This window comes from Streptomyces sp. NBC_00400, assembly GCF_036048035.1.
Taxonomy (GTDB): domain Bacteria; phylum Actinomycetota; class Actinomycetes; order Streptomycetales; family Streptomycetaceae; genus Streptomyces.
Genome location: NZ_CP107940.1, coordinates 8248802 through 8272261, shown reverse-complemented (window position 1 = coordinate 8272261; position 23460 = coordinate 8248802). Strand labels below are relative to the sequence as shown.

Here is a 23460-nt window from a genome sequence, read left to right as displayed (position 1 = left end):
GCAATGTTCGCACCTCAGGGTCCCACCTTCCGTGAACTCGCCGTGCAGGCGCTGTCCTCCGTCGAGCGCGGCTATGACCTGCTCGCGCCGACATTCGACCACACGCCGTTCCGGACCCCGGACGCGATCCTGACGCCCGTGTCGCGGGCGCTGCGGAGACTGGGGCCGTTCGACAGCGGCCTCGACCTGTGCTGCGGCACCGGCGCGGGCACGGACGTACTGCGGCAGATCTGCCGGGAGCGGGTCACCGGAGTCGACCTCAGCGCGGGAATGCTCGCCCAGGGGCGCGCCCGTGAGCGCCCGGCCGCGGGCGCACCACACACCGCATGGGTGCGCGCGGACGCACGGGCACTCCCCTTCGGGCCGGTCTTCGACCTCGTGGTGAGCTTCGGCGCGTTCGGGCATTTTCTGCCCAGGGAACGGCCGGGGCTGTTCTCTCAGGTGCACTCCGTGCTGCGCCCCGGCGGCCGGTTCGTCTTCCCGATCGGGGCTCCGGCACGGCCGGGGTCGCCCGGCTACTGGGCGCTGCTGGCTTTCGACACGGCGATGCGGGTCCGCAACGCCCTGTGGCGGCCGCGTTTCGTCATGTACTACCGGACCTTCCCGCTCGCCGACGTGCGGACGGAGCTGACGCGGGCCGGATTTGATGTGCAGCTGCACGCCCTGCCGGAGCTCGGCCGACGCCCCGACGGCAGCCCACGGTGCCGGCTGGTGGTGGCCACCCGTGCCACCCGGGCCACCTGAGGGACGGATTCACCGTTGACGACGGAGAGTCGTGACGACAGGCCACGGCCCGTGGCCGGCGTTCATGAGTGCGGGCCACGGGCCGGCGCGCGAGGGCGAACTACCCGGCCACCCCACCGTTGGTGCGGCGCGCATCAACGCGTCGGCCCCCGCCCTCCCTGCGTGGTGCAAGGGGCCGTCCGGCATGCGGCGGACAGCCGGCGGAGGGTTTCCCGCATACCGGCGCGGTTGTGTACCGCGCGCCGGGCCGCCGGGGTGCCGGTGAAGACCAGGCCCAGCATCTCGGCGGCCCGACGGCGCCACCCGTGGCGGCGGCGGTCGATCCAGTATTCGGTGACCTGTGTGCCGCGCTCCGTCGGGGTCAGGCGGTAGCCCCAACGCGCCACCGGCAGGCCGAACGTGGTGTTGTCGAAGGCGAACTCCCGGCCGGGATCGGCGATGACGATCCGGCAGGTGGCGAACCAGATCCAGCAGGCCTTCCGGTTGACCCCCACGAAGCGTTCTCCGCGGGGCCACACCCAGATGACCTCGGGGCTCCACTCCTTCATCCGCCGGATGTCCGCCAGGGCCGCATAGACGGCGTGTGGCGGGAGGGGGATTTCCAGGGATTCCTCCAGGCTCCATATGCGGGCGGTCACTGCACTCCCTCCGGCGTCGACGAGCCGTGGCTCCGGGCCGCGACGACCGTGGCGGCATCGCGGATATGGCGGGTGAGTTCCGCCGTGTCGGTGAGGCTGGTGAGGTGTCCGCATCCCGGCCGGATGACGAGGCGACCGTCGCGGCAGGCGCGGAGGAAGAGGCGTTCATGGCGGCGGAAGTGGTCGCGCTCGCCGTTCACCAGCCAGACCGGGCCCGGATACGCCGAGAGCAACGCCGGCGGGTCCATCTCGGAGACGGCCTTGATGATGCTCGGTGTGATCTCGCAGCTCAGGCCGCCGGAGACCATGGCCTGCGCCTGAGGAGGGGGCAGAGCCCGGCGGAACGCGAACGTGCTCAGCCGGTCGGCCTGTTGGGGGTGCCGGGCCGCGAGCCGGGCCGCTCCCCGGTAGACGGCGCCGAATGCTCCGCGCGGGAGCGCCGTACAGCCCATCGCGACCGTGCCGAGAACACGGTCGGGGTGGGCGGCGGCGGTGGCGATCGCGACATAGCCGCCCAGCGACAGGCCGACGAGCATGGCCCGCCCACCGAGTGCGTCGATGGCTTCGGTCACCGCCGCCACGGCGCCGAGGATGCTGAACGGTTCACCGTGCCGGTCCCCGTGACCGGGCAGGTCGGGCGCAGCCGTGGGATGGCGCTGTCCGATGGCGCGGATCACGGGGCGCCACATCGTGCCGCTCAGCCGCATGCCGTGCACAAAAACGAGGGGCAGACCGGATTCCTTGGATTCCATGCCCGGCACGCTACCTCAAGTGCAACGCAACGTTGCGTTGTTTTTTGCTGCTACTCTCCCCGTCATGAGCGAGGAGCGGAACGGAACACGGCGCGGCGGCCCACGGAAAGCGCAGGAGATCTTCGACGCCGCACTGGATCTGCTGGCGGAAAAGGGCTACGAGGGGCTGACCATCGAGGGGGTGGCCCAGCGGTCCGGCGTCAACAAGACCACGCTCTACCGCTGGTGGCCGTCCAAGGGAGCCCTCCTCGGCGCCGCCCTCATCGGCGCACGCCAATTGGAGCTCACACCTCCCGACACCGGCAGCCTAGAAGGGGACCTGGAGGCCCTTCTGGGCACGATGACGACCCTCCTCACCGCGCGACCGGCCTCCGCCATCGCCGTCGCCGTACTGGGCGCCGTCACCCACAGCCCCGAACTCGCTTCGCACGTCAAGGACTTCTTCGCCGACCGGATCGCCCGCGAGCAGGCCGTTTTCGACCGGGCCGTCGCGCGCGGCGAAATCGCGGCGGACACCGACCCCATGCTGCTGATGGACCTGCTGGCCGGGGCCGCGTGGGTGCGCATCGTGCTGCGGCAGCTTCCGCTCGAGAAGGACTTCGTGGCGCGGACCGTGCGCACCGTCCTCAACGGGGCGCGCGACGCCGGCTGAGGCGGAGGCGGTCCGACCCCTTCACGGCGGGAGGTGATGCTGCCTCCGTTTCGGCCCCCTGTAAAGGGCCTGTTTCCCTATCAACTACAACTTTGCCAACTCTTGGTGTAGTTGCAACAGATTTCACACCAGTCTCATACGCAACAGCGACGCATCCCCCACATGGACGCGTCGCTTCCACAAGGCTGGGCGAGAGGCAACAGCACGATGACAAAGAGCAGAACGATCCGCCACGGAAGCCGGCTGCTGGCACTGTCCACGGCGTCACTGGGTCTGGTCGCGGCGATGGCCATACCGGCTGCCGCGGACGACGGGCCCACCCGGGAACAGCTCAAGGCCGACTGCGCTTCCGGCGAAGGCAAGTGCAGCTTCAACGAGCCGGCTCTCGGCAAGGCGTACCTCGGGGACTTCCGCCAGGTCTCCAACTCCCTCTACAACTGCAGCACTTCGGATGCCACTCAGTCGATGGGCTGGGCGGACACCGTCGGTTCCACGGACTCCGCCGGCGTCTCCGTCACCGCGGGCGGAAACATCGCCGGCCTCATCGACCTGAGTGTCACCGCGACCTACAGCCACACCTGGTCGAGCTCGCACACCGAGAACAGCTCCCTGAACATGACGGTGAAGCCCGGCGAGGTGGGCTGGATCTCCCGCGCCCAGGTCATGCAGACCGTCTCCGGCACCTGGCAGACGCACTACGACAGCCCGAAGTGGGGTCACTACTTCTGGTTCGTGCCGGACACGGTCACCGGGCCCGCGCCCAACGGAACGGACGGGCAGAGCAATGCGGTGACCGTCAAGACGCGCAAGATGACCACGGCGGAGAAGAACTCCTGCTCCGCCGACGCGAAGGAGGGCAAGGCGTTCGTGGTCAAGCGCTGAGCTGACCACGGCGGCGCCGCACGGTTGCACCGGGGGGCTGCCCCGCGCCATCGGGCACGGGACGGACGACCGCAGCCGTCGGCCATCGTGCCTCCCGGCTCGTCCCCACGGGCCGGGAGGCACACTTTTCCCTCCTCCCGCCGGTGTGAACTGTTCCTGAGGAGGGCATCCACGGCGCCACGCGCGCCACCCGTCCCTAGGCTCAGGCTGTGCACTCTTCACGCTCCCTCGCCGTCGGCGCCCTCGTCCTGGTCCTGGCGCTCAGCACGGCATGCTCCGCCACCCGCGCTCCGCACCCCGCCGGCCCTGGGACGCCTGCGCCGTCGGGCGGGGCAACGGTCCCGGCCGCGGTGCGTCCACCGACGGCGAACGCCGCCTTCGACTACCAGCTCGGCGGCGCCTATCCCCCGCCCGCCGGAGTCCGGGCCGTGTCCCGCGACCGCACGGCCGAGCCGGCCCCCGGTCTCTACAACATCTGCTACGTCAACGCCTTCCAGGCCCAGCCCGACGCGACCGGCCTCTGGAAGGACCGCCACCCCGAGCTGCTGTTGCGGGACGGGGACGGAGAGCCCGTCATCGACAAGGACTGGGACGAGCCGCTGCTCGACATCTCCACCGGCGCGAAACGGCGGGCGCTCATGGACATCGTCGGTCCCTGGATCGACGGCTGCGCCCAAGCCGGTTTTGACGCCGTGGAACCCGACAACCTCGACTCCTACGAGCGGTCCGGCGGCAGGCTCACCGCCGGGCATGCCGCGGCCTTCGCCCGGCTCCTGGCCCGCCGCGCCCACCAACAGCACCTGGCTGTCGCCCAGAAGAACACCACCGGTCTGCTGCCGCAACGCCGTCGTATCGGCTTCGACTTCGCCGTCGTCGAGGAGTGCACCCGCTACCACGAGTGCACCGAGTTCGCCGAGGCCTACGCCGACAAGATCTTCGTCATCGAATACGAGTCGAAGGACTTCACCGCGGCCTGCCGCGCCTGGGGGAAGGCCCTCTCCCTCTCCCTGCGCGATCGCGATGTCCGCCCCGCCGGCGCCGAGGGCCATGTCGCGGAGCACTGCTGACGGTGTGCCGCGTGACGGCGTCGCCCACGTGGACGGCACCGCTGGCCTCAGTTGCGCTCGGTCGGTTCGCCGCGGCCCGGTTCGGGCGGCCTGGCCCGGCCCGGTCCGGGCGGGTCGTCGCGGCCCGGCCGGGTCCGTTGCAGGTCGGCGCCGGAGAGCGGTTCCAGCTCGCCGTGGGTGTCCAGCCAGTACAGGAACGCCACGGCCGGGCAGACGAGCACCACGGCCACGAGAGTGACCAGGCCTACCCACCGCAGGCTGCTGGGAGCGCCGGCGCCCTCGGCCACGGTCAGCGAAGTGGGGATGAGATAGGGGCGTTGGGCGGCTCCCCAGGCGAGGACCGCCGCGGCGACGACGCCGACGGCGGTGAGCCGGGACCAGGCTCCGGACCGGCGCAGCAGGAGCCACCCGGTGGCGAGGGAACAGACTCCGGCCAGGATGACGAGGCCGAGGCCGAGGCCGTGGGTGAGTCCGTGCCAGACGTGCGGGGCGTCGCTCCGGGTGACGGTCAGCATGACCGCCGCGAGTACGGCGAGCGCGACGACGCTGCCCAGCGCCCGCCGCCGGAAGTAGCCGACGAGGTCGGGCGCCCCGAAGCGGGCGGCGTCGGCGGCCAGGAACACGGCGCCGAGGAAGGCCGTCACCACGATGGCGATCAGTCCGAAGAGGATGGAGGTCGGGTTGGCCCAGGCATGCGCCGACGCCTCCGTTCCCGGTACCGCCCGTCCCGAGGCGATACCGCCGACGGCCGCGCCGAGGAAGAACGGGGTGACCAACGAGGAGAGGGCGAAGACCGCCCCGTAGAGGCGTCGCCCCGCGATGCGGCGGACGGGCTTGCGCAGGGCGAAGCCGGCACCGCGCAGGACCAGGCCGATGGCGGCCAGGGCCAGGGGGAGCCACATCGCGGAGAACACGGTCTGGAAGAGGACCGGGAACCCGGTCCACATGATGACGAAGAGGAAGACCAGCCAGACGTTGTTGACCTCCCATACGGGAGCCATCGCATGGTCGATGAGCCACCGCGGCCGCTTGCCGCGCTCCGCACCGCCGGCGGTCAGGTCCCAGAACCCGGCTCCGTAGTCGGTGCCGCCGGCGCAGGCGTAGGCGGCCACGGCGAGCAGCATCACCACGGCGATCACGGCGGCCATCACGGTCGGCCGTCCTCGGCCGGTTCCGGCCCCGTGGCGCCGGACGACGGCGGGTCACCGGCCGGCACCGGCGCGCGCGGCCCGTAGGGGGTGTCGGTCTCCGGTCCCTCGTGCCGCTCCCCCGCCGCCGGCCGGGCGTCGGCGAGCCGCCAGCCGGTACGCATTTTGAGGAGCACGGCGAGCAGCGAGCCGAAGATGAACACATACACCACCATCACCAGGCCGAGCATGATCCACAGACTGGTGGACCGGGTCGCCGTCACTGCCTCGCCGATCCGCATGTGCTGGTAGACGATCCAGGGCTGGCGTCCCACTTCGGCGGTGACCCAGCCGCATTCGACGGCGGCGACGGAAGCGGCACCCGCACACGCCGCACCGCGGAAGAACCACGGTGACCGGGGCAGCCGGCGGCGACGCAACCGGCACCAGCCGTACCAGAGGGCGAGGAGGAGCAGCAGCGAGCCGATCCCGACCATGAGGTCGAAGGCCCCGTGGGCGATGGTGGCCTGGGCCGCCGTCGGCCGGTCGCTCGCCGGGACGGAGCTCAGTCCGGTCACCTTGGTCCCGGGTCTGAACCCGGCCAGCACGGAGTCGAGTTGGGGGATCTTGATGCCACCGGAGACGGTGCCGTCGGGGTGCAGCCGGCCGAAAATGTACTCCGGTACATGGGTGCGGGTACGCCAGACGATCTCCGTCGCGGCGAACTTCACCGGCTGCTTGTGGAAGACCGACCGGGCGATCGAATCACCGAGCAGCATCTGCACGGGGGTGAACACCGCGGCGAGGGTGAAGGGAACGGTGAAGCCGAGGCGGTGATAGCGGTCGCGGCGGCCGCGCAGCCAGCCGACGGCATAGACGCCGGCGACGACGTAGCCGGCGGTGACCAGCATCGCCACAACGAAGTGCCAGTACTGGGGGCCGAACATGGGCGTGAAGACCGCCGACCAGATGTGGACGTCCACCGGCTTGCCGTCGGCATCCAGGGTGAAGCCCTGGGGCGTGTTCATCCACGAGTTGGCCGCCAGGATTCCGAACGCGCCGAGCAGGGCGGCAGCGGGGAGGGGCAGGCCGAGCAGGAAGTGAGTGCGGGGCTTCAGCCTCCGCCAGCCGTAGAGGTAGATGGCGATGAGCACCGCTTCGAGGAAGAACGCCCAGGCCTCGACGCCGAATCCGATGCCGAAGACGCCGCCCCAGGTGCCCATCAGGCCGGGCCACAGCAGCCCGAACTCGAAGGACAGCACGGTGCCGGTGACCACACCGACCGCGAACTGCACCGCCATGACCGCCGACCAGCGCCGGGCGAGGAGCAGTGCCACGGGGTCGTTCCGGCGGAGGCCGCGGTGGTGCATCACCAGGGTGATCAGCGGCAGCGCCACGCCGAGCGGCACCAGGATGATGTGGGAAGCCAGCGTGAACGCCATCAGCTGCCTGGCCGGGAGCAGTTGGGCCGGAGCGTCCGCCAGCAGTGTGACCGTGGTGTGCATGCCTCCGTGCCTTTGCTGCTCGGGACGTTCGGGAGCGGGCCGCCTCGGGGTCGTCGACGGGCGGGTCACGCCCCCGGCCCGGTCCGCCCGGCGGGACGTCCCGTGCCTGCACCGGCCTCGGCTCTCGTGCCGCACCGGCGGTGGAGTTCACGATGGCCCGCCTCCTCGGTGCTCGGCCCCGTCCCGCCGGCCCGGCCCCGTTCCGCGGGCTCGGCGCCGGTCGCGCCCGGCTCGTCACAGAAGCACCGACGGGCCCGGGCAGCACGTACCGCGGGCCCGCTTTGAGCCGTTGGGCCGATGATCTTCGCCCGGTCGGCCCAGCCGGAGCACGGAGAAGGGCAGGGGGTCCGGCAGTTCAGGACTGCCGGACCCCCTGCCCCAGGGACCAGGACCCTTCTCTTCGCCGCCCTCCTCAGTGCGGCGCCGCGCTACGCCGTCTCATGAGCGGCGGTGCCGTTGATCTTCTCTATCGCCTGGCGCGCCTGCTCCTGAGGGGAGCGGGACGGCAGGGGCGACACCGTGGTGGACGTCACGGCGGGCTGCGCCCGCTCCTGGGCAACTGTCTTGGCATGGGTGGCCGGCGGGCGGATGCGCAGCCGCTGACTGGCGGCTTCGTCCAGGGTCACCGGGCGCTTCCAACGGGCAGCCAGCCGGGCGGCGTCCTGACCGAGCGCGGCAACGTCCTCCCACTGCAGACGAATCACCAGGGATACTTCGGCGTCTCCCTCCGGCAAGGCCTGGAGCTGCGGGATACCAGGGTCAGTCATGATGCCCTCCTCACATCGTGGACCGGTGCCCCACGGGGCACGGATATGGAGAGATACGGAGCGGCCGTCGCCGGCGTTCAATTCCCGCCACCGGCAGATGATTTCCGTGGAATCTTCCTGAGGTCCGTGGGTGACGACGCGGGCCGGCCTGACCAGGCCTGCTGTCGGCGCCGACCGGCCCCGCCGGCCCCTGCACACCGACCGTCACCCTTCATGACCGTCGGTTTCCGTGCGGGAACTGCAGGTGCGGCGGCGCGAGAGCCGGCTGCCGGACCGGTTCCGGGGCCGGCGGCTCCTTGCGCGGCCCGTGGGCCGCCGGCCCGCCGGCCCACCGGCCCGCCCGGAAGAGGCCGCGTGCGGAGGTGCGGATTCCGTGGTGCACGATGGGGGGCGGAACGGTGAGCGGGTGATGACCGGTGATGAGTCTGCAACGGCTTCTCGGCTCCGTCGGGCCGGCCGTGCTGTCGGGGGTGTGCGCCCCCGGAGGCACCGCGGTCCCGGTGGGCGATGTGGTGATTGCCGAGCCGGACGGCAGTTTCGATCTGCGCCCGGGTGACCTCGTCCTCGGAGTGAACCTCACGGATCGTTCGCAGGCCCTGCGGCTCCTGTCGTCGTGCGCCGCGCGGTCGGCCGGTGCTCTGCTGCTCAAGGCCCCGGCGGCGGTCGACGAAACGGTGGTCGCGGCCGCGAGTGCCGCGGGACTGCCCTTGGTGCAGGTCGAGCAGCAGGCCGGCTGGGCACAGGTGGTGTCCCTGCTGCGCGCGGTGCTCGACAGCGAGGGTTACGCGGATTCCGGTACGAGGGCGGTCGGCGCCGAGGCGGGTGACCTCTTCGGGCTGGCCGACGCGATCGCCGCCGTGATCGACGCGCCGGTCACCATCGAGGACCGCAGCTCACGTGTCCTTGCCTACTCCGCCCGGCAGGAGCGCGGCGACGAGGCCCGCGTCGCCACGATCATGGGACGGCATGTCCCCGACGACGTGAACGCCCACTTCCGGCGGCACGGGGTCTTCCACAGAATCGCCCAGGACACCGGCCCCCTCTACGTCCCCGCTGTGGTGGAAGGGACCAAGCCCCGGCTGGTGGTACCGGTGCACGCCGGCGGGGATGTGCTCGGTTCGATCTGGGCGATCGTGCCGGGGCCGGTGCCTGCCGAGCGGGCCGAGGCGTTCGCCGACACCGCGGCGGTGGCCGCCCTGCATCTGCTGCGCCGGCGGGCGGGCGCAGATGTGGAGCGCCTTGTCCTGACCGACATGGTCGCCACGGTGCTGCACGGCCAGGAGGGGGCGGCGGACGCGGCGCGGCGTCTGGGACTCACCGCCGGCCCCTGGCGGGTGATCGCCGTGGGGGTGCGCTGCGAGGACGACGAAGAAGCGGAGCGGCAGCGACTGACCGTATGGGAGCGTATGTCCCGGTTCCGGGGGTCCCGTCTTCGGTCCCCCGCGGCGATCGTCGGCGGAGTGGTGTACGGGATCGTTCCGGCGGAGACGGCCACCCGGCCCGCCGACGGGGGACCGGCTTGGCTGGAGACACTCTGCGGGACCACCGGGCAGCCCGCCCCGCTGGTCGCGGTCGGCGGGCCGGCGGCATCGGTCCCCGGGCTCGCCCGCTCGCGTGAACAGGCCGACGACACTCTCGACCTCCTCCGGACGGGTCTGATCGCAAGCGCCCAGGCCGTCCACGACGAGGTGTGGGCCACGGTCGTGCTCCGCCATGTCGCACGCTCCGCCGCGGCGGCACGGATCACCGGCATCGGGCCGCTGCAGCAACTGGTGGACCACGACGAGACGTACGGCACGAGTGGTGTGCCGACGCTTCATGCCTGGCTGCTGGAGATGGGCGACCCACGGGCCGCCGCGGCCCGCCTGCACATCCACCCCAACACCCTGCGGCACCGGATGCGCCGCCTCCAGGACATCGTGGCGCTGCCACTGGACGACCCCCAGGCCCGTACCGCGCTGCTGCTCCAGCTCACCGCCCGCCAATACGGCGGGGAGGCCGGCGCGGAGGCCCACTCGGCCTGAGCCGCCGGCCGCCGCCCGTTGTCCCAGCCCCACTGCCGAGCGCCCCGAGACAGTGCCGATCGAACGATGACGGCCCGTTCCCCTGCCGAAACCATGGCTCCACCCGCAGCTCACCGGGCACCAACGGATCCCATGGAAGGACGGTGGCATGACATTCGGCATTCCCCGCGAGGCCGAGATCGCCGTAGCCGGACACCGAGCGGCAGCAACCGCCGTCGCGGACGTACGGCCGCCGGCCGGTCCCGGCTCGCCGGCCGGAGGAGCAACCCCGGCCGCTCCCCCAAAGGCACCCCCAGTGGCACGCCCAGCGGCACCCCCGGCCGGCGGATCGGCGTTCGACCACCACGACGCGGAGGCGTACCGGCCCGGAACACCGCACGCCCAGGCCCGCATTGATCTCGCGGCGATCCGCGCCAACGTCGGCCGGCTGTGCGATGCGGCGGGCTCCGCCGAGGTCATGGCCGTGGTCAAGGCCGACGGCTACGGGCACGGCATGGTCGCGGCCGCCCGGGCGGCGCTCGCGGGTGGCGCCACCTGGATCGGCGTCGCCGGTATGCAGGAGGCGCTGGCACTGCGCGCGGCCGGTGTCCCCGGCCGGTTGCTCGCCTGGCTGCTGACGCCGGGGGACGACTGGAATTCCGCGGTGGCCGCCGGGGTCGAACTGTCGGCAGGTGCCGAGTGGGCGGTGCGGGCGGCGGTCCGGGCGGCGCACGCCGTGGGGCGGCCCGCGCGGCTGCATCTCGAGGCGGAGACCGGGCTCGGACGCGGCGGCGCCACGGCGGGCGACTGGCCGGCGCTGGTGGACACCGCGGCGCGCGCCGAAGCAGCCGGATCCGTCCATGTCGCCGGCGTGTGGTCCCACCTTGCGCGGGCCGATGAGCCCGGACACCCGGGCTGTGACCGGCAGGTGGCGGACTTCCGCAGCGCCGCCGAGCTCGCCCGCCGGGCCGGGCTCACCCCCGAAGTCCTGCACCTGTCCAACTCGGCCGCCACACTGACCCTTCCGGAGGCACGCTTCGACCTCGTACGACCCGGGCTCGCCGTCTACGGGCTGAGCCCGGTGCCCGGCCTGGCCGGACCGGCGGAGCTGGGGCTGCGCCCGGCGATGACCCTCACCGCACGGCTCGCCTCCGTCAAGCGGGTACCCGCCGGGCACGGCGTCTCCTACGGACACCGCTACCGCACGGCCCGTGAGACCACGCTCGGCCTGGTTCCCCTCGGTTATGCGGACGGCGTTCCCCGGCATGCGTCACAGGCCGGTCCGGTGCTCGTCTCCGGCCGACGGCACAGGGTGGCGGGCACCGTGTGCATGGACCAGTTCGTCCTCGATCTCGGCGATGTGCCTGCCACGCCCGGAGACGAGGTCGTGCTCTTCGGGCCCGGTGACCGCGGGGAACCCGGCGCGCAGGACTGGGCCCGCGCCGCCCACACCATCTCGCACGAAATCGTCACCCGTATCGGCGCCCGCGTTCCGCGCACCTACACCGGCGGCACGGTTTCCGGCCCCCGCTGAGCCGGCACCGGCCACCGTCCCGCCCGTTGGACACCTCCACAGGCGTCTGCAGCCCCGTCACATCCCGATGAGGAGCCATCGGAACCGCCACGGCTTACCCGACAGTCTGAACGGCCTCCACGACTTCCCCGGCTTCCACGCCCTGACCAGCGCGAACTGCCGGTACGGCCAGGGGCGGAACGGCAGGTACTTCAGGGGCGTTGTCGATGTCGTCGGCAGTGAGCTTGAAGCTGTCAGGGTAGGCATCGCGCCGGGTACGGCGGTCAGGTTCGCCGGTGCGCCAGCAGTACAGGCACCGCCCGCACTGCAGAACGTCCCAGACGCCGGGAACGGGCGAGCTGAACAGGTGCTCGATGACGGTGTGCGCACAGCGTGGGCAGCAGGTGGTGGCATCGGTCATGGCGTGCTGTCTCTTCCGTGAAGGGGGATGGGCAGGATGTGGGACGGGCGGGATGTCAGGTGCGCCGGGATGTGAGGTGCGCCGGGGCACCCTCAGCGGCGGGCGGCGAGTTGCTGGAGCTTGGCGAGCCAGGCGCCCGTCTCGGGCAGGTCGCGGACCTGGTTGCCGTAGGTGCCGCGGACGTCGGGGGCGACGGGGGTGGTGGCGTCGATGATGAGCTTGTCGACGATGCCGGGCGGCTGTGCCTGCGGCGCCAGTTCGAGGACGGGCATATGAGGGACCTGGACGAGGTCGCCCGCCGGGTTCATCTTGGTGGACAGGGCCCACATCACCTGCGGGAGGTCGAACGGGTCGACGTCCTCGTCGACGACGATGACGGTGGCGGCGTAGCCGAGGCCGTGCGGCGTGGTCAGCACCCGCATGCCGACCGCCTTGGCGAAGCCTCCGTAGCGCTTCTTCGTCGAGACGATGACGACCAGGCCATGGGTGTACATGGCGTTGACCGCCTGGACCTCGGGGAAGTCCGTCTTCAGCTGCTGGTACAGCGGCACGCAGGTGTTGGCGGCTATCAGGTAGTCGACCTCGGTCCATGGCATTCCGAGGTAGAGGTGCTCGAAGACGCGGTCGGTGCGGTAGGAAATCTTGTCGATGCGGAGAACGGGCAGCCTGCGGCCGCCGGAGTAGTGGCCGGTGAACTCGCCGAAGGGGCCCTCGATTTCGCGTCGGCGGCCCTCGATGACACCTTCGATGACCACTTCCGACCCCCACGGCACCGGGAGGCCGGTCAGGGGGGCCTTCGCGAGCGGTGCCGGGGCGCCGCGCAGGGCGCCGGCCAGTTCGTACTCGTTCTCGTCGTACTTCATGGGGGTCGAGGCGACGAGGGAGATGACCGGCTCGTTGCCGAGGGCGAGGGCGACCGGAAGGTCCTCGCCGGCCTCCTCGGCCTTGCGCAGATGCTGGGCGATGTCATGCATCGGCACGGGCTGCAGCGCGAGCTTGCGCTTGCCCTTGACCTCGATGCGGTAGATGCCGACGTTCTGTTTGCCGCTGTGGCCGGGGTCCTCGGGATCCTTGGAGACGACCGCGGCCTTGTCGAGGTAGAAGCCGCCGTCGCCGTCGTTGAGTCGGATCAGCGGGAGCACCTGGAAGATGTCGGCCGCCTCGCCGTCCATGGTGTTCGCGGCCCACGGCGGATCGCTGCGCCACTCGGGCGCGACGGGGAACCTGTCCCAGCGGCGGATGAACTCCGCCACCTGCTCCTTGGGGCCGGTCTCCTTCGGCAGGCCCAGCGCAAGGGCGTGATTGGCCCAGGAGCCGTGCACGTTCATGGCGATACGGGCGTCGGTGAAGCCGCGCACGTGGTCGAAGTACAGGGCCGGCGCCGCGTCGCCCAGGCGCGGGGCCGCGTTGGCGGCCGCGGCGATATCGGGCTCGGGCCGCACTTCTTCGGTGATGTGCAGCAGTTGGCCCTCCTTGTCGAGGGCCGCCAGGAAGCTGCGGAGGTCGTCGTATGCCATGGGTGCTCCTCGGTGGGGCGGGGTGTCGGGGGTCAGGCGGCGGGCTTGACCGCACGGGCGGCGCGCATGCCCTCCCAGCGCCTGGCGGCGGGCGCGGGCAGGCCGAACTGGTCGAGGATCCGCGCGGTGAGGTGGTCGACGAGGTCGTCCACCGACTGCGGGTGGTGGTAGAAGGCGGGCATCGGCGGCACCATCTGCACGCCCTTGCGTGCGAGGGCGAGCATGTTCTCCAGATGGATCTCGCTCAGCGGTGTCTCACGCGGTACGAGCACGAGCGGGCGGCGCTCCTTGAGCACCACGTCCGCCGCCCGCCCCAGCAGCCCGTCGGCATAGCCGGCCCGGATGCCCGCCAGCGTCTTCATCGAGCACGGCGCGATCACCATGCCGTCCGTACGGAACGAGCCCGAGGCGAGGGTCGCGCCCTGGTCCTCGGGCCGGTGGGTGACATCGGCGAGCGCGCTCACCTCGGAGACCGAGCGGCCGGTCTCCAGCTCGATGGTGGTCCGCGCCCAGCGGGAGAGGACGAGATGGGTCTCGACGTCCGGCAGTTCGGCCAGGGCCTCCAGGAGCCGGACGCCGAACACGGCGCCCGTCGCTCCCGTCATCCCCACGATCAGTCGCACAGTGGTCAGCTCCCTCGGTTCGTCGGACGGCACCCGGGCGGTGCGAGACCGGTGCACGGTGGGTGCCGAGGCCGGTGCACGGCAGGCCGCGGCAGAGCCTTGACACCGGTGGCGGTGCACTGAACCTTTCGGTCACCGCATCGTCATGCCGGATTTGCGTCGCGTCCGCCCGCACGTGGCCCGACCGGCCCCGTCACCGCTCACGCTAGGCGCGATTCACCCCTTCGAAGCAGTACGCTGAGGACACGCTATGGACAGAAACGGACCACCTGATGTCACCGAGGTCCCCTTCAGGGCCTCGGCGGGAGCCCCGCCCGGCGCGGAGGTCCTCGGTTTCGCCGATCTGCTCGCCCGCGCACAGGGGCACGGCATCGACCCGTACGCGACCAAACGCCTCGCCTTCCACGAGCTGATCGCGGTGCGCACCGGCACCCTGCGCTGCTCGGTCGACTTCACCGAGCACGAGCTGACCCCGGGCAGCTGGCTGTGGGTGCGCCCCGGCCAGATCAGTCAGTACCGGTCCGACCTCACCCGGGCCGGGGGCACCATCGTCCTGTTCCTGCCGGGCTTTCTCAGCCCGGCCACCGCGGATGCCGCCCGCGTCGACCAGCACGACGGGACGCGGCCACTGACTCCGCGAGGTGCGGAGGGGGATGCCGTACGGCGCATCCTGGAGCTGCTGGAGAGCGAGTACCGGCAGCTGGCCGGCCTGCCGCTGGAGGTGCATCTGGAGGTGGTGCGCCATCTGCTCGCCGTCCTCGTCCTGCGGCTGGCGCAGGTGCGTGGCGCGCCGGGCGGGGACGAGGCGGGCAGTGCGGCCTTCCGGAGTTTCCAGCAGGCCGTGGAGGCCGACTTCGCCCGCACCCACCGGGTGGAGGAGTACGCCAGGAAGCTGGGCTACAGCGTCCGCACGCTCACCCGCGCAGCCCACGCCGCCGCCGGCTGCGGCGCCAAGCGCTACATCGACGACCGGGTCCTCCTGGAGGCCAAGCGTCTGCTGGTGCACACCGGCCTCACCGCCACCGCCATCGGCGACCGGCTGGGCTTCCCGGACGCCACGGTCTTCACCAAGTTCTTCCGCCAGCGGGCCGGCGAGACCCCGGCCACCTTCCGCAACCGCGCCCGGGGGAACCGTCCGTGACCCGGCGCCGGGCCCGTGGGCACCACGACGGACGGCCGCCTGTCGACGCACTCGTGGCACGCCCCGGGGCAGCCGATGCACCCGGCCCGCAGCCGTTACGCCACCGCGTGGAAGAGCGCCGCCGCCTCGCCGCGTGAGCCGACGCCCAGTTTGGTGAGGATCTTGGCGACATGGAACTTCACCGTCGACTCGCTGATGTGCAGCTCCTGCGCGATCGCTCGGTTGCGGCGGCCGAGCGCCAGCCGGGCCAGCACTTCCAGTTCCCGCTCGCCCAGCGAGGTGAGCGGGTCGGGGGCCAGGTCCGGGGAGATCCGCAGCGGGATCGACGCCGACACCGTGGTCCCCCACCCGGGTACGGCGTCGACGTCCAGCCGCCCGTTGAGCACGTCGAGGCGCGCGAGGACCCCGCCGTGCGCCACCTCGCCGTGGGTGAGCGTGCCGGGCCCGTCGTCGCGCACGGTCGCGCGCAGCACGTCGTCGGTGAGCTGCCAGCCGATGTGGACACGGCTCACCTCCGCCTGCTCCAGCACCTTCAGCAGCAGCGTCCGCACGACGGCCCGCGCGGTGTGTGCCACGTCGGCGGCCACCGTCCGGGCGGAGTCCGGCGCGCCCAGCTCCAGCCGTACGGAGCTGTAACGCACCAGCGGCCGCAGCGAGTCGGCGAGCCGGGCGAAGGCCTGTGCGGCCGGCTCCTCGGCGATCTCCTGGTCCCGTTCCGCCTCGGCCCGCAGCTCCACCAGGGCCGAGACCGCCAGGTCCGTGGCGGTGGCGCGGGCCGCCGCATCGTCGAGGGTGCGACTGCGCAGCACGCCCAACACCCCGGTGAGCGCGGCCGAACAGGCCTCGCCCAGTTCCGCCATCACCCGTGCGCGGGTCCCGGCGGCGGTCCGCGAGCGGGCCAGCGCACCGGGCACGGCCTCCGCCGCCAACCGGTCGAAGTGACTGGTGACCACGTCCCACAGGGCCTGCACCAGGGCGGCCGCCGGTTCGTCGACCGGGGCGGCGTCACCGTCCCTGACCAGCAGCAGGACGGCGCCCCGGAGGGTCGCGTGGCTCGTCACCGCGAGGACGGGCCGGTCGACGCCGGCGAGGGTGCCCTGCCACGGGCGGCCCGGGATGCCCGAGGCGAGCAGCGGCGCCAGGTGGGCGGTGGACAGCCGGCCGGTGAGCTCCGCATCGCCGTACGTCTTGAACGGGGAGTGCGCGCAGTGCGTGGAGAGTTCGGCGACCGCCCGGTGCGGCACGGGTTCGGCCAGAACGTCGGAGAGCCGGGGCAGGATCTCGCCCAGGGGCTGGCGGATCACCTCGTATGCGGCGGTCAGGGCGGGCACGGATCCGGTCAACTCCATATGCCTCAGCGTAGCCAGGCGCGCCGGGGCGGGGGCCGGCCATTCGGCCAGGCCGGACTGTCCCGATGGCCGGCGCAGCGCCGCTTTCCGCACCCGAAGCTGAAGCCGTGCATCCGTTGCGGTCCACACCTCTGATGAGTCCCATATCCCATGCCTGGAACGGGGAGACCTCCATGCGAGCGATCATCCACAACGAATTCGGCGGACCTGACGTCCTCGCCCTCGGGCACACCGACAAGCCGGTGCCCGGGCCGGGGGAAGTACGGGTGAAGGTGGTGGCGGCCGGCGTCAATCCACTGGACCACAAGCGGCGATACGGGTGGGTGGAGCACTTCTACCCGACGGCGTTTCCCGCCGTGCCGGGGCTGGAATTCGCCGGGGTGGTGGACGCGATCGGCGACGCGGACGGCCACGGGCCCCTCTCGGGAGAGGCGCTCGCCGTCGGCGACGAGGTCTTCGGCTTGACCAGCACGGGTTCCTACGCGGAGTACGCCCTCGCGGGGGACATCGCCCGCAAGCCCGCCGCGCTCTCCTTCGAAGCCGCGGCCGCCCTCCCGGTGGCCGGCGAGACGGCGCAGCGGGTCCTCGGCGCACTCGGCCTGACGACGGGCGAGACGCTGCTGCTGCACGGTGCGGCGGGGGCCGTCGGCCAGGCCGCGGTCCAGCTCGCGGTGGCGTCGGGCGCCACGGTGGTGGGCACGGCGTCCCCGGCCAACCACGATTTCCTGCGCGCCCTGGGCGCGGTCCCGGTGGCGTACGGGGCGGGCCTGGCCGACCGGGTACGGGCGGCCGCGCCGCAGGGCGTCGACGCGGTCTTCGACGCGGCCGGCCAGGACGCGCTGCCGGTCTCGATCGCCCTGCGCGGCGGAACGACCGACCGCATCGTCACCATCGCCGATATGCACGCCGCGGACCATGGGGTGGTCTTCTCCGCGGGCGGTACGCCACCGGAGCAGGTCCGGGCGATCATGGCCGCGCACGCCCGCCTGGCCGTTGAGGGGAAGCTCGTCGTACCCGTCGTCGAGACCTTCGCGCTCGCCGACGCCGCGAAGGCCCAGGAGTTGAGCGAGGCGGGACATGTGCGGGGAAAACTGATCATCAAGGTGTGAGCCGCGGGCGTTCGGCGGCTCCCGCACGGCGGTGCGCCGCAGACAGACTGTCTGCGGCGCACCGGGTGGCGGAAGCTCCGGCCGGTGAGGGAGGGCGCCCCTCACCGGTCACGTCACGTCCGTTCCGGGTCAGCGGCGGCGCCCCCACGCCACGGTGTCGACGACCCGGTGACGGTCGCTGCGCAGGGTCGCTTCGTCCCGGAGGTTGTCCCAGACGTAGTTCCGGCGGTTCTGGTACACGTCATTGCGGTTGTCGCGGCCGATGCCGGTGTGGACGCGGACCTGGCTGCGGCCGTTCAGACGCACGTTGCCGAACCGGTAAGTGTGTCCGCTCTTGTCGGACAGGCTCCAGCCCTTGATGTTGACGGGTGTGCGGCCGGTGTTCTTCACCGTGACCCACTCCGCGTTCAGGCTCCGGTTCGAGCGGTCGTCCCGTCCGGGGCTGTCGTACTGGACCGCCCCGAGCACCACCGCGGAGCGCGTGGGGTGCGGAGCGTGGTGGCCGGCCGCACTGGCCGGAAGGGCCGCGGTCACTGCCAGGGCCGCGGAGCCCAGCACTGCCATGGCTACACGCGAAGGATGAAGAAACATCGAACCTCCTGCAAGGGACACCCTTGTGCGGGCACCCAAAAACCGGACACCCGGCCGGTTTGACCGGGCCTCCACAGATTGGCCGCCCGTCACCCCTTGGTGGAGGAAATCCATTTTCGTGTGACACAACGCGGACATATACACAACCAGACCGTGCCAGGCGCGTACGCCCCCGCGCTCACCGTGCCGTCCACGACGCCCCTTACACGTATCCGGGGCTCCGCCCCAGGGACCGGCGAGCTCGCATGGTGAGGTGTCTCGTACTCCCTGCTGCCGAGAAGCCGGTCTTTCGTCGGGTGACGTCAGTTGGGCTGACCGCCCCGGGCCCCTGCCCTTACCTCCGCCTCTGCCTCTGCCTCCGCGGTCAAGAGATCCACCAACGAGACAGAAGCGTTGCCGCACCCGCCGCTCCCCCCAACTCAGGCGTCCAGTAACGCCACTTCGGCATCATCCGTTGCCCGTGGCCCCTGGAGCCTCTACGTTGAGCGCGCCTGAATTCAGCTCAGCCCGCCGCTCCTGTGACGGGCTCCGGGAGGGACCCCACATGCGCTCACGCACCTCCACCGACATCAGCAGACGCCTTTCCCTGCGCACCGCGGTGACCGCCGGCCTCGCCGCGGCGGCGCTGGCGGCGACGGCGGCCGCGGCCACAGCCTCTACGGCGGCCACGGCTCGGGGCGCCGCCACCCCGCCCCCGCAGGGGCACCGCACCCAGCAGGTCGAGTACTTCACCGGAGCGGCCGGTCACCCCCGGCACACCACCGTCCCGGCCTCCCCACCGCTCTCCCCCGCCGAGAAGACCGCGATCGCCGGCGACGGCGACGTCACCTCGATCGTGCAGAACGGCCCGGTCGGCGCCAAGCTCGATGTGGTCTTCATCGGGGACGGCTACACCGCCGCCCAGCAGGAGGACTTCCACGCGGACGTCCGCGCCAAGTGGGCCAAGATCTCCGCCGTCGAGCCGTACGCCTCGTACGCCGGACTGTTCAACGTCTGGGCCGTCGACGCCGTCTCCCACGAGTCCGGCGTCTCCGGGGACCCGACGCAGGACGTGGTCCGCGACACCGCCCTCGACTCCGCCTTCTTCTGCGACGGCACCGAACGGCTGCTGTGCGTCGACACCGGCAAGGTCGAGTCGTACGCCTCCAAGGCCCCCGCCGCCGACCTCGTCGTGGTGCTCGCCAACTCCACCAAATACGGCGGTGCGGGTTACAACGACGTCTCCTCACAGGTCGGCTACGACGGGATCGCCACCGCCTCCTCCGACAACGACCGGTCCGACCAGATCGCGGTGCACGAGACCGGCCACTCGCTGGGCAAGCTCGCCGACGAGTACGACTACGGCCAGTCCGGCACCTACTCCGGCCCCGAACCGGCCGAGGCCAACCTGACCACACTCTCCGCCGACGAGATGACCACTCAGCGGCAGAAGTGGTACCGCTGGATCGGCCAGGAATCGCCGGACGGCGGAGCGGTCGGCGCCTTCGAGGGCGGCGGCTACTACCAGTACGGGCTCAACCGCCCCACCGAGAATTCGATCATGCGGACGCTCGGCCGGGAGTTCAACCTCCCCGGCCGTGAGGCGATGATCGCGGGCTTCTACCGCTATGCGAGCGTGCTGAGCAGTCCCGTGGCCACCGACCGCGCCATACCGCGCACGACGCATCTCCGTGTCGGCGCACCCGCCTTTGCGAAGGTGAAGTGGTATGTCGACGGCCGCGAGCGCAAGGCCGCGCGCGGCAGGCACACGGTCGTGGTGCGGGCCCTCGGCGTCCCGGCCGACGGCCGCACCCATACGGTCACGGCCAGGGCCGCCGACCGTACGGCCGCGGTCCGTGACCCGGCGCTGCGCAAGCAGCTCTCCGGGGCGCTGAGCTGGCGGGTCTCGCCCTGACCGCCAATCGGCCAGGCACACCGGACGAGAAGCCGATGCCCCGAAGCGCGCGCGTCAGCGCGGTGCCGCGAGGTCCTGGGTCCACCAGGGCCCGCCCGCTCCCTGGACGACGCCGATGCCGACGGACGTGAACTTGCAGTCGAGCAGGTTGTCGCGGTGCATGGCGTCGCCCATCCAGTCGTTCACCACCTCGGCGGCGGTGCGCCGCCCCCGGTCGAGGTTCTCGCCCCAGCTGCTCCACTGGTATCCGGCGGCGGTGATCCGTTCGTCGGGGCCGGTACCGTCCGGGGCGTTGTGCTCGTAATACTGACGGGCCGCCATGTCGGCGGAGTGGCGCCGTGCCGCGGTGTGCAGTCTCCGGTCGATGTGCAGCGGCCCGCAGCCGGCCCGGACCCGCCGGCGGTTGATGAGTGAGGTGGCCTGTTCTTCCAGGCTGGGCGGGGCCGGGGCAGGCCGGGCGGACGGGGTGGGCGATGTGGTGGCGGTCCGCGACGGGGTCGGGGTGGGTGTGGGAGTGGGGGTAGGTGTGGGGTCCGGCGTCGGCGGGGGTGAGGTCACGGTACGGGCCGCCTTCGGCTCGTCCGTCCGTGCGTCCTTCCGTTCGGCCGGCGGCGTACCGGGCGACCACCACAGGGCGGCGGTGACGGCCACGGCGAGCGTGGCGGTACCCGTTACGGCAGTGCCCTTCTTCACCCGGCGGGGCCGGGGCAGCCGCTTCGGCAGAGGGTGTGCGCCGGGTACGCCGGACGCTCCGGGCGTGCCGGGTACGCCGGACGCTCCGGGCGTGCCGGGTACGCCGGACGCTCCGGGCGTGCCGGGTACGCCGGACGCTCCGGGCGTGCCGGGTACGCCGGACGCTCCGGACACATGGTGCGCAGGCGCCGCGGTCGCCGACGCCGTCGCGGCGGTGGGGGCCAGGGCGGCCGGCGGAGCGAGCTGCGCAGGCAGCGGCAGCAGGGCGAGGCCGGCCAGCAGTCCTTCGGCGGGCAGGAGGTCGCTCCAGTGTCCGGAGCAGGCCGCGCACCGGCGGGCGTGGCGGGATATGCGTTTGCGCCAGAGGGCGCAGGGTTCGTTGTCCCACGTGGCGGTCACCTGGGCCAGCTCGGGGCATGGCGGACTCGCCGAGAGCGCACGGACCACCACGCGTCCGGCCTCCAGCTGCTCTTTCATCCGCTGCACCCGGACCGCCGCGTGGCGGGAGTCGATGCCAACAGCGGCGACCAGCTCCGGCCTGGTGATCTCCCCCGCGGCCTCCAGCCACCACAGGGACAGCAGTGACCGGTCCCCCTCGTCCAGCCACCGGGTGGCCGCGGCCACTTCACGACGCTGGCCGGACAGTCCGAGTTTCAGGATGGTCAGGTCCACGAAATCGGCGGAGCGGTCGGCCCCTTCCGGCGCCTGGTCCCAGCCCACAACGGGTGCCTTGCGGTCGGCGGTCCACCGGCGGCGCACCTGGTTCATGGCGATCGCCACCAGCCAGGAGCGGAAGGACGCCGGCTCCCGCAGGTCCGACAGCGATTCCAGGACGCGCAGCATGGTCTCCTGCACCACGTCGTCGACGTCCGCGTGGCCGTCCAGTGCGCGTCCCACGACGTTGTAGATCAGCGGCAGGTAGGAGGCGATCAGCTCCTCCCGGGCATGTTCGTCCCCGGCCTTGGCGGCCTCGACAGCCGCCGTCCCGCTTTCCTGCTTCACGCCCATTCACCCTGTTCGTTCGTGCGTACTCGTAGCCCCCGCACTCAGGTGACCCCGCGAGCCCATCGCAATAACAGAAAAACCTACGCGGATCCGGGAAGCGGCCGCGCCCCGGGCCACGCGTGGGGCGCAGTCCGGTGCCGGCGGCGGGCCACGCGCGCCGCGGCAGCCGGGCCGCGGCGTGACCGCCGAGGGGTTGCGGCACGACTGCCCGAGGGCGCGGCGCGACCTCTGAAGAGGGGCGGTGCAACCGCTGAAGAGGCCGCGAAGAAATTTTTTCGAGCTTTTCGTTATCGGGGTCCGTTCCCGGGATCTCCCATGTGTCGGCCCCCACGGACCACGCGCCACGCGGCACCGCCCGGCCGGCAGATCCCCAGCCCCCACAGGAAACGGAACCATGAACAACGACCACCTGCAGACGGAGTTCCACGACGAGGCCCCGACGGGCGGCGCCCGCCGGGCGAACGGCTCCGCCGCACCGCGGCGTTCCGGCCCGTCCGGCCCCGGCGGCCGCTCAGGGGGCCGGCACGGACGGAGCGGCGGTCAGCACCGCGGCGGCGCTCACCCCCGACGGAACGTGACACTGCTGGCCGTGGCCTCGGTGATCGTCGTGGGTGCCTCCGGCGTGGCGCTGATACGGCCCGACTCCGGAACCGACCAGGCGCTCGCGGCAGACCAGTCCGCACCGGCGGCCCCGACCGCCACGACCTCCACTCCCCCGGCGCCGACCGCCTCGCGCCCGTCCAAGAGCCACCAGCCCTCGGCCTCCCCGTCCAAGGCGAAACGACACGGCAAGCAGCACTCCGCGCCCCGGCCGCACACCTCCCGCACCGGCCGCAGCGCGGACACCGCCAAGAGCGCAGAGCCCCGCGCGGCCCGTCCCGAGTCGGGAACGGGGGCCTCGGCCCCGGCCGGGACCCGGGCCGCGACGGGCACCGCGGCGGCGTTCGCGCAGAAGATCGTCGAGCTGGTCAACGCTCAGCGGGCCCAGCACGGTTGTGGGCCGCTCTCCGTCGACTCCCGGATCCAGGCCGCGGCGCAGGCCCACTCGGACGACATGGCCGCCCGCAACTACTACGAGCACAACACCCCGGAGGGCGTCGATCCCGGAACCCGGATGACCAAGGCCGGTTTCCCCTGGGGAAGTTGGGCCGAGAACATCTTCAAGAGCCCCAAGGACCCCGCCACTGCGATGGACGGCTGGATGAAGAGCCCGGGCCACCGCGACAACATCCTCAACTGCTCCTACAAGGTCACCGGCGTGGGCGTCAATCTCAGCGCCAACGGCCCGTGGTGGACCCAGGACTTCGCCACCCACTCCTGACCGGCCCCGACACCCCGGCGCCGCCCCCGCTGCGGAAGCGGCGGGGGCGGCGCCGGGGTTCGAGCAGTCCGGGCCGGGGGCGAGCAGCCCGGGCCAGGGGCGAGCAGCCGGGCCAGGGGACATACGGACAGCGGTAACCTGCGCCC

Annotated in this window: 21 protein-coding genes; 10 read left to right on the top strand and 11 right to left on the bottom strand. The window is 72.1% G+C overall.

What is annotated here, in order from left to right:
• The first annotated feature begins 3 nt into the window (after positions 1 to 3).
• The gene (locus OHS81_RS36385) at positions 4 to 744 is read left to right on the top strand and encodes a class I SAM-dependent methyltransferase (RefSeq protein ID WP_328390489.1); all 741 of its coding nucleotides are present in this window, start codon (positions 4 to 6) and stop codon (positions 742 to 744) included.
• A 134-nt stretch (positions 745 to 878) separates the two neighbouring features.
• Here OHS81_RS36385 and OHS81_RS36380 read toward each other — a convergent pair whose 3' ends face one another.
• Positions 879 to 1382, bottom strand: a complete 504-nt coding sequence (locus OHS81_RS36380) for an SRPBCC family protein (RefSeq protein WP_328390487.1) — start codon at positions 1380 to 1382, stop codon at positions 879 to 881.
• Complete coding sequence (locus tag OHS81_RS36375; protein WP_328390485.1) at positions 1379 to 2134, bottom strand: alpha/beta fold hydrolase; 756 nt, start codon at positions 2132 to 2134, stop codon at positions 1379 to 1381. The genes OHS81_RS36380 and OHS81_RS36375 overlap by 4 nt, the downstream gene beginning before the upstream one ends.
• A 64-nt stretch (positions 2135 to 2198) precedes the next feature.
• Between OHS81_RS36375 and OHS81_RS36370 the strand changes: the two genes are divergently transcribed.
• From OHS81_RS36370 to OHS81_RS36360, 3 genes are all read left to right on the top strand, one after another.
• Positions 2199 to 2786 carry a TetR/AcrR family transcriptional regulator gene (locus tag OHS81_RS36370; RefSeq protein ID WP_328390483.1) on the top strand — a complete coding sequence of 196 codons (588 nt, stop codon included), beginning with the start codon at positions 2199 to 2201 and terminating at the stop codon, positions 2784 to 2786.
• Between the two features lie 207 nt (positions 2787 to 2993).
• Positions 2994 to 3668: a hypothetical protein gene (locus OHS81_RS36365; protein ID WP_328390481.1), complete on the top strand. Its 675-nt coding sequence runs from the start codon at positions 2994 to 2996 to the stop codon at positions 3666 to 3668.
• Positions 3669 to 3877: 209 nt separating this feature from the next.
• A complete protein-coding gene (locus OHS81_RS36360; RefSeq protein WP_328390479.1) occupies positions 3878 to 4735 on the top strand; it encodes an endo alpha-1,4 polygalactosaminidase in 858 nt (285 codons plus the stop codon).
• A 47-nt stretch (positions 4736 to 4782) separates the two neighbouring features.
• Here OHS81_RS36360 and OHS81_RS36355 read toward each other — a convergent pair whose 3' ends face one another.
• The 3 genes from OHS81_RS36355 to OHS81_RS36345 form a co-directional block, all read right to left on the bottom strand.
• A complete protein-coding gene (locus OHS81_RS36355) occupies positions 4783 to 5883 on the bottom strand; it encodes a cytochrome d ubiquinol oxidase subunit II (RefSeq protein WP_328390477.1) in 1101 nt (366 codons plus the stop codon).
• The gene (locus OHS81_RS36350) at positions 5883 to 7367 is read right to left on the bottom strand and encodes a cytochrome ubiquinol oxidase subunit I (RefSeq protein ID WP_328390475.1); all 1485 of its coding nucleotides are present in this window, start codon (positions 7365 to 7367) and stop codon (positions 5883 to 5885) included. Before OHS81_RS36350 ends, OHS81_RS36355 begins: the two co-directional genes overlap by 1 nt.
• A gap of 428 nt (positions 7368 to 7795) precedes the next feature.
• Entirely contained in the window at positions 7796 to 8134 is a 339-nt protein-coding gene (locus OHS81_RS36345) for a hypothetical protein (RefSeq protein WP_328390473.1), read from the bottom strand.
• 419 nt (positions 8135 to 8553) lie between these two features.
• Here OHS81_RS36345 and OHS81_RS36340 point away from each other — a divergent pair, with 419 nt between their 5' ends.
• Positions 8554 to 10158 (top strand): PucR family transcriptional regulator, encoded by a 1605-nt coding sequence (locus OHS81_RS36340; RefSeq protein WP_328390471.1) that lies wholly within the window; start codon positions 8554 to 8556, stop codon positions 10156 to 10158.
• A 295-nt stretch (positions 10159 to 10453) separates the two neighbouring features.
• On the top strand, positions 10454 to 11671 hold the full coding sequence (gene alr / locus OHS81_RS36335; protein ID WP_443058819.1) for an alanine racemase: 1218 nt from the start codon (positions 10454 to 10456) through the stop codon (positions 11669 to 11671).
• A gap of 94 nt (positions 11672 to 11765) precedes the next feature.
• Here alr and OHS81_RS36330 read toward each other — a convergent pair whose 3' ends face one another.
• The 3 genes from OHS81_RS36330 to OHS81_RS36320 form a co-directional block, all read right to left on the bottom strand.
• Positions 11766 to 12071: a non-oxidative hydroxyarylic acid decarboxylases subunit D gene (locus OHS81_RS36330; RefSeq protein ID WP_328390469.1), complete on the bottom strand. Its 306-nt coding sequence runs from the start codon at positions 12069 to 12071 to the stop codon at positions 11766 to 11768.
• Between the two features lie 92 nt (positions 12072 to 12163).
• Positions 12164 to 13588 (bottom strand): non-oxidative hydroxyarylic acid decarboxylases subunit C, encoded by a 1425-nt coding sequence (locus OHS81_RS36325; RefSeq protein WP_328390467.1) that lies wholly within the window; start codon positions 13586 to 13588, stop codon positions 12164 to 12166.
• 32 nt (positions 13589 to 13620) lie between these two features.
• Complete coding sequence (locus OHS81_RS36320) at positions 13621 to 14211, bottom strand: non-oxidative hydroxyarylic acid decarboxylases subunit B (protein ID WP_328390466.1); 591 nt, start codon at positions 14209 to 14211, stop codon at positions 13621 to 13623.
• Positions 14212 to 14461: 250 nt separating this feature from the next.
• Here OHS81_RS36320 and OHS81_RS36315 point away from each other — a divergent pair, with 250 nt between their 5' ends.
• Complete coding sequence (locus OHS81_RS36315) at positions 14462 to 15352, top strand: AraC family transcriptional regulator (RefSeq protein WP_328390464.1); 891 nt, start codon at positions 14462 to 14464, stop codon at positions 15350 to 15352.
• A 95-nt stretch (positions 15353 to 15447) separates the two neighbouring features.
• Here OHS81_RS36315 and OHS81_RS36310 read toward each other — a convergent pair whose 3' ends face one another.
• Positions 15448 to 16701, bottom strand: a complete 1254-nt coding sequence (locus OHS81_RS36310; RefSeq protein WP_328390462.1) for a LuxR C-terminal-related transcriptional regulator — start codon at positions 16699 to 16701, stop codon at positions 15448 to 15450.
• A 173-nt stretch (positions 16702 to 16874) separates the two neighbouring features.
• On the opposite strand from OHS81_RS36310, the gene OHS81_RS36305 reads away from it, so the two are divergent.
• Positions 16875 to 17810 carry an NADP-dependent oxidoreductase gene (locus OHS81_RS36305; protein ID WP_328390460.1) on the top strand — a complete coding sequence of 312 codons (936 nt, stop codon included), beginning with the start codon at positions 16875 to 16877 and terminating at the stop codon, positions 17808 to 17810.
• 129 nt (positions 17811 to 17939) lie between these two features.
• Here OHS81_RS36305 and OHS81_RS36300 read toward each other — a convergent pair whose 3' ends face one another.
• Positions 17940 to 18401, bottom strand: a complete 462-nt coding sequence (locus OHS81_RS36300) for a lamin tail domain-containing protein (RefSeq protein ID WP_328390458.1) — start codon at positions 18399 to 18401, stop codon at positions 17940 to 17942.
• Between the two features lie 544 nt (positions 18402 to 18945).
• On the opposite strand from OHS81_RS36300, the gene OHS81_RS36295 reads away from it, so the two are divergent.
• Positions 18946 to 20295: a M64 family metallopeptidase gene (locus OHS81_RS36295; RefSeq protein WP_328390456.1), complete on the top strand. Its 1350-nt coding sequence runs from the start codon at positions 18946 to 18948 to the stop codon at positions 20293 to 20295.
• Positions 20296 to 20349: 54 nt separating this feature from the next.
• On the opposite strand, the gene OHS81_RS36290 is transcribed toward OHS81_RS36295, so the two are convergent.
• Positions 20350 to 21996: a sigma-70 family RNA polymerase sigma factor gene (locus OHS81_RS36290; protein WP_328390454.1), complete on the bottom strand. Its 1647-nt coding sequence runs from the start codon at positions 21994 to 21996 to the stop codon at positions 20350 to 20352.
• A gap of 391 nt (positions 21997 to 22387) precedes the next feature.
• Here OHS81_RS36290 and OHS81_RS36285 point away from each other — a divergent pair, with 391 nt between their 5' ends.
• Entirely contained in the window at positions 22388 to 23314 is a 927-nt protein-coding gene (locus OHS81_RS36285) for a CAP domain-containing protein (protein ID WP_328390452.1), read from the top strand.
• The last annotated feature ends 146 nt before the right edge of the window (positions 23315 to 23460 follow it).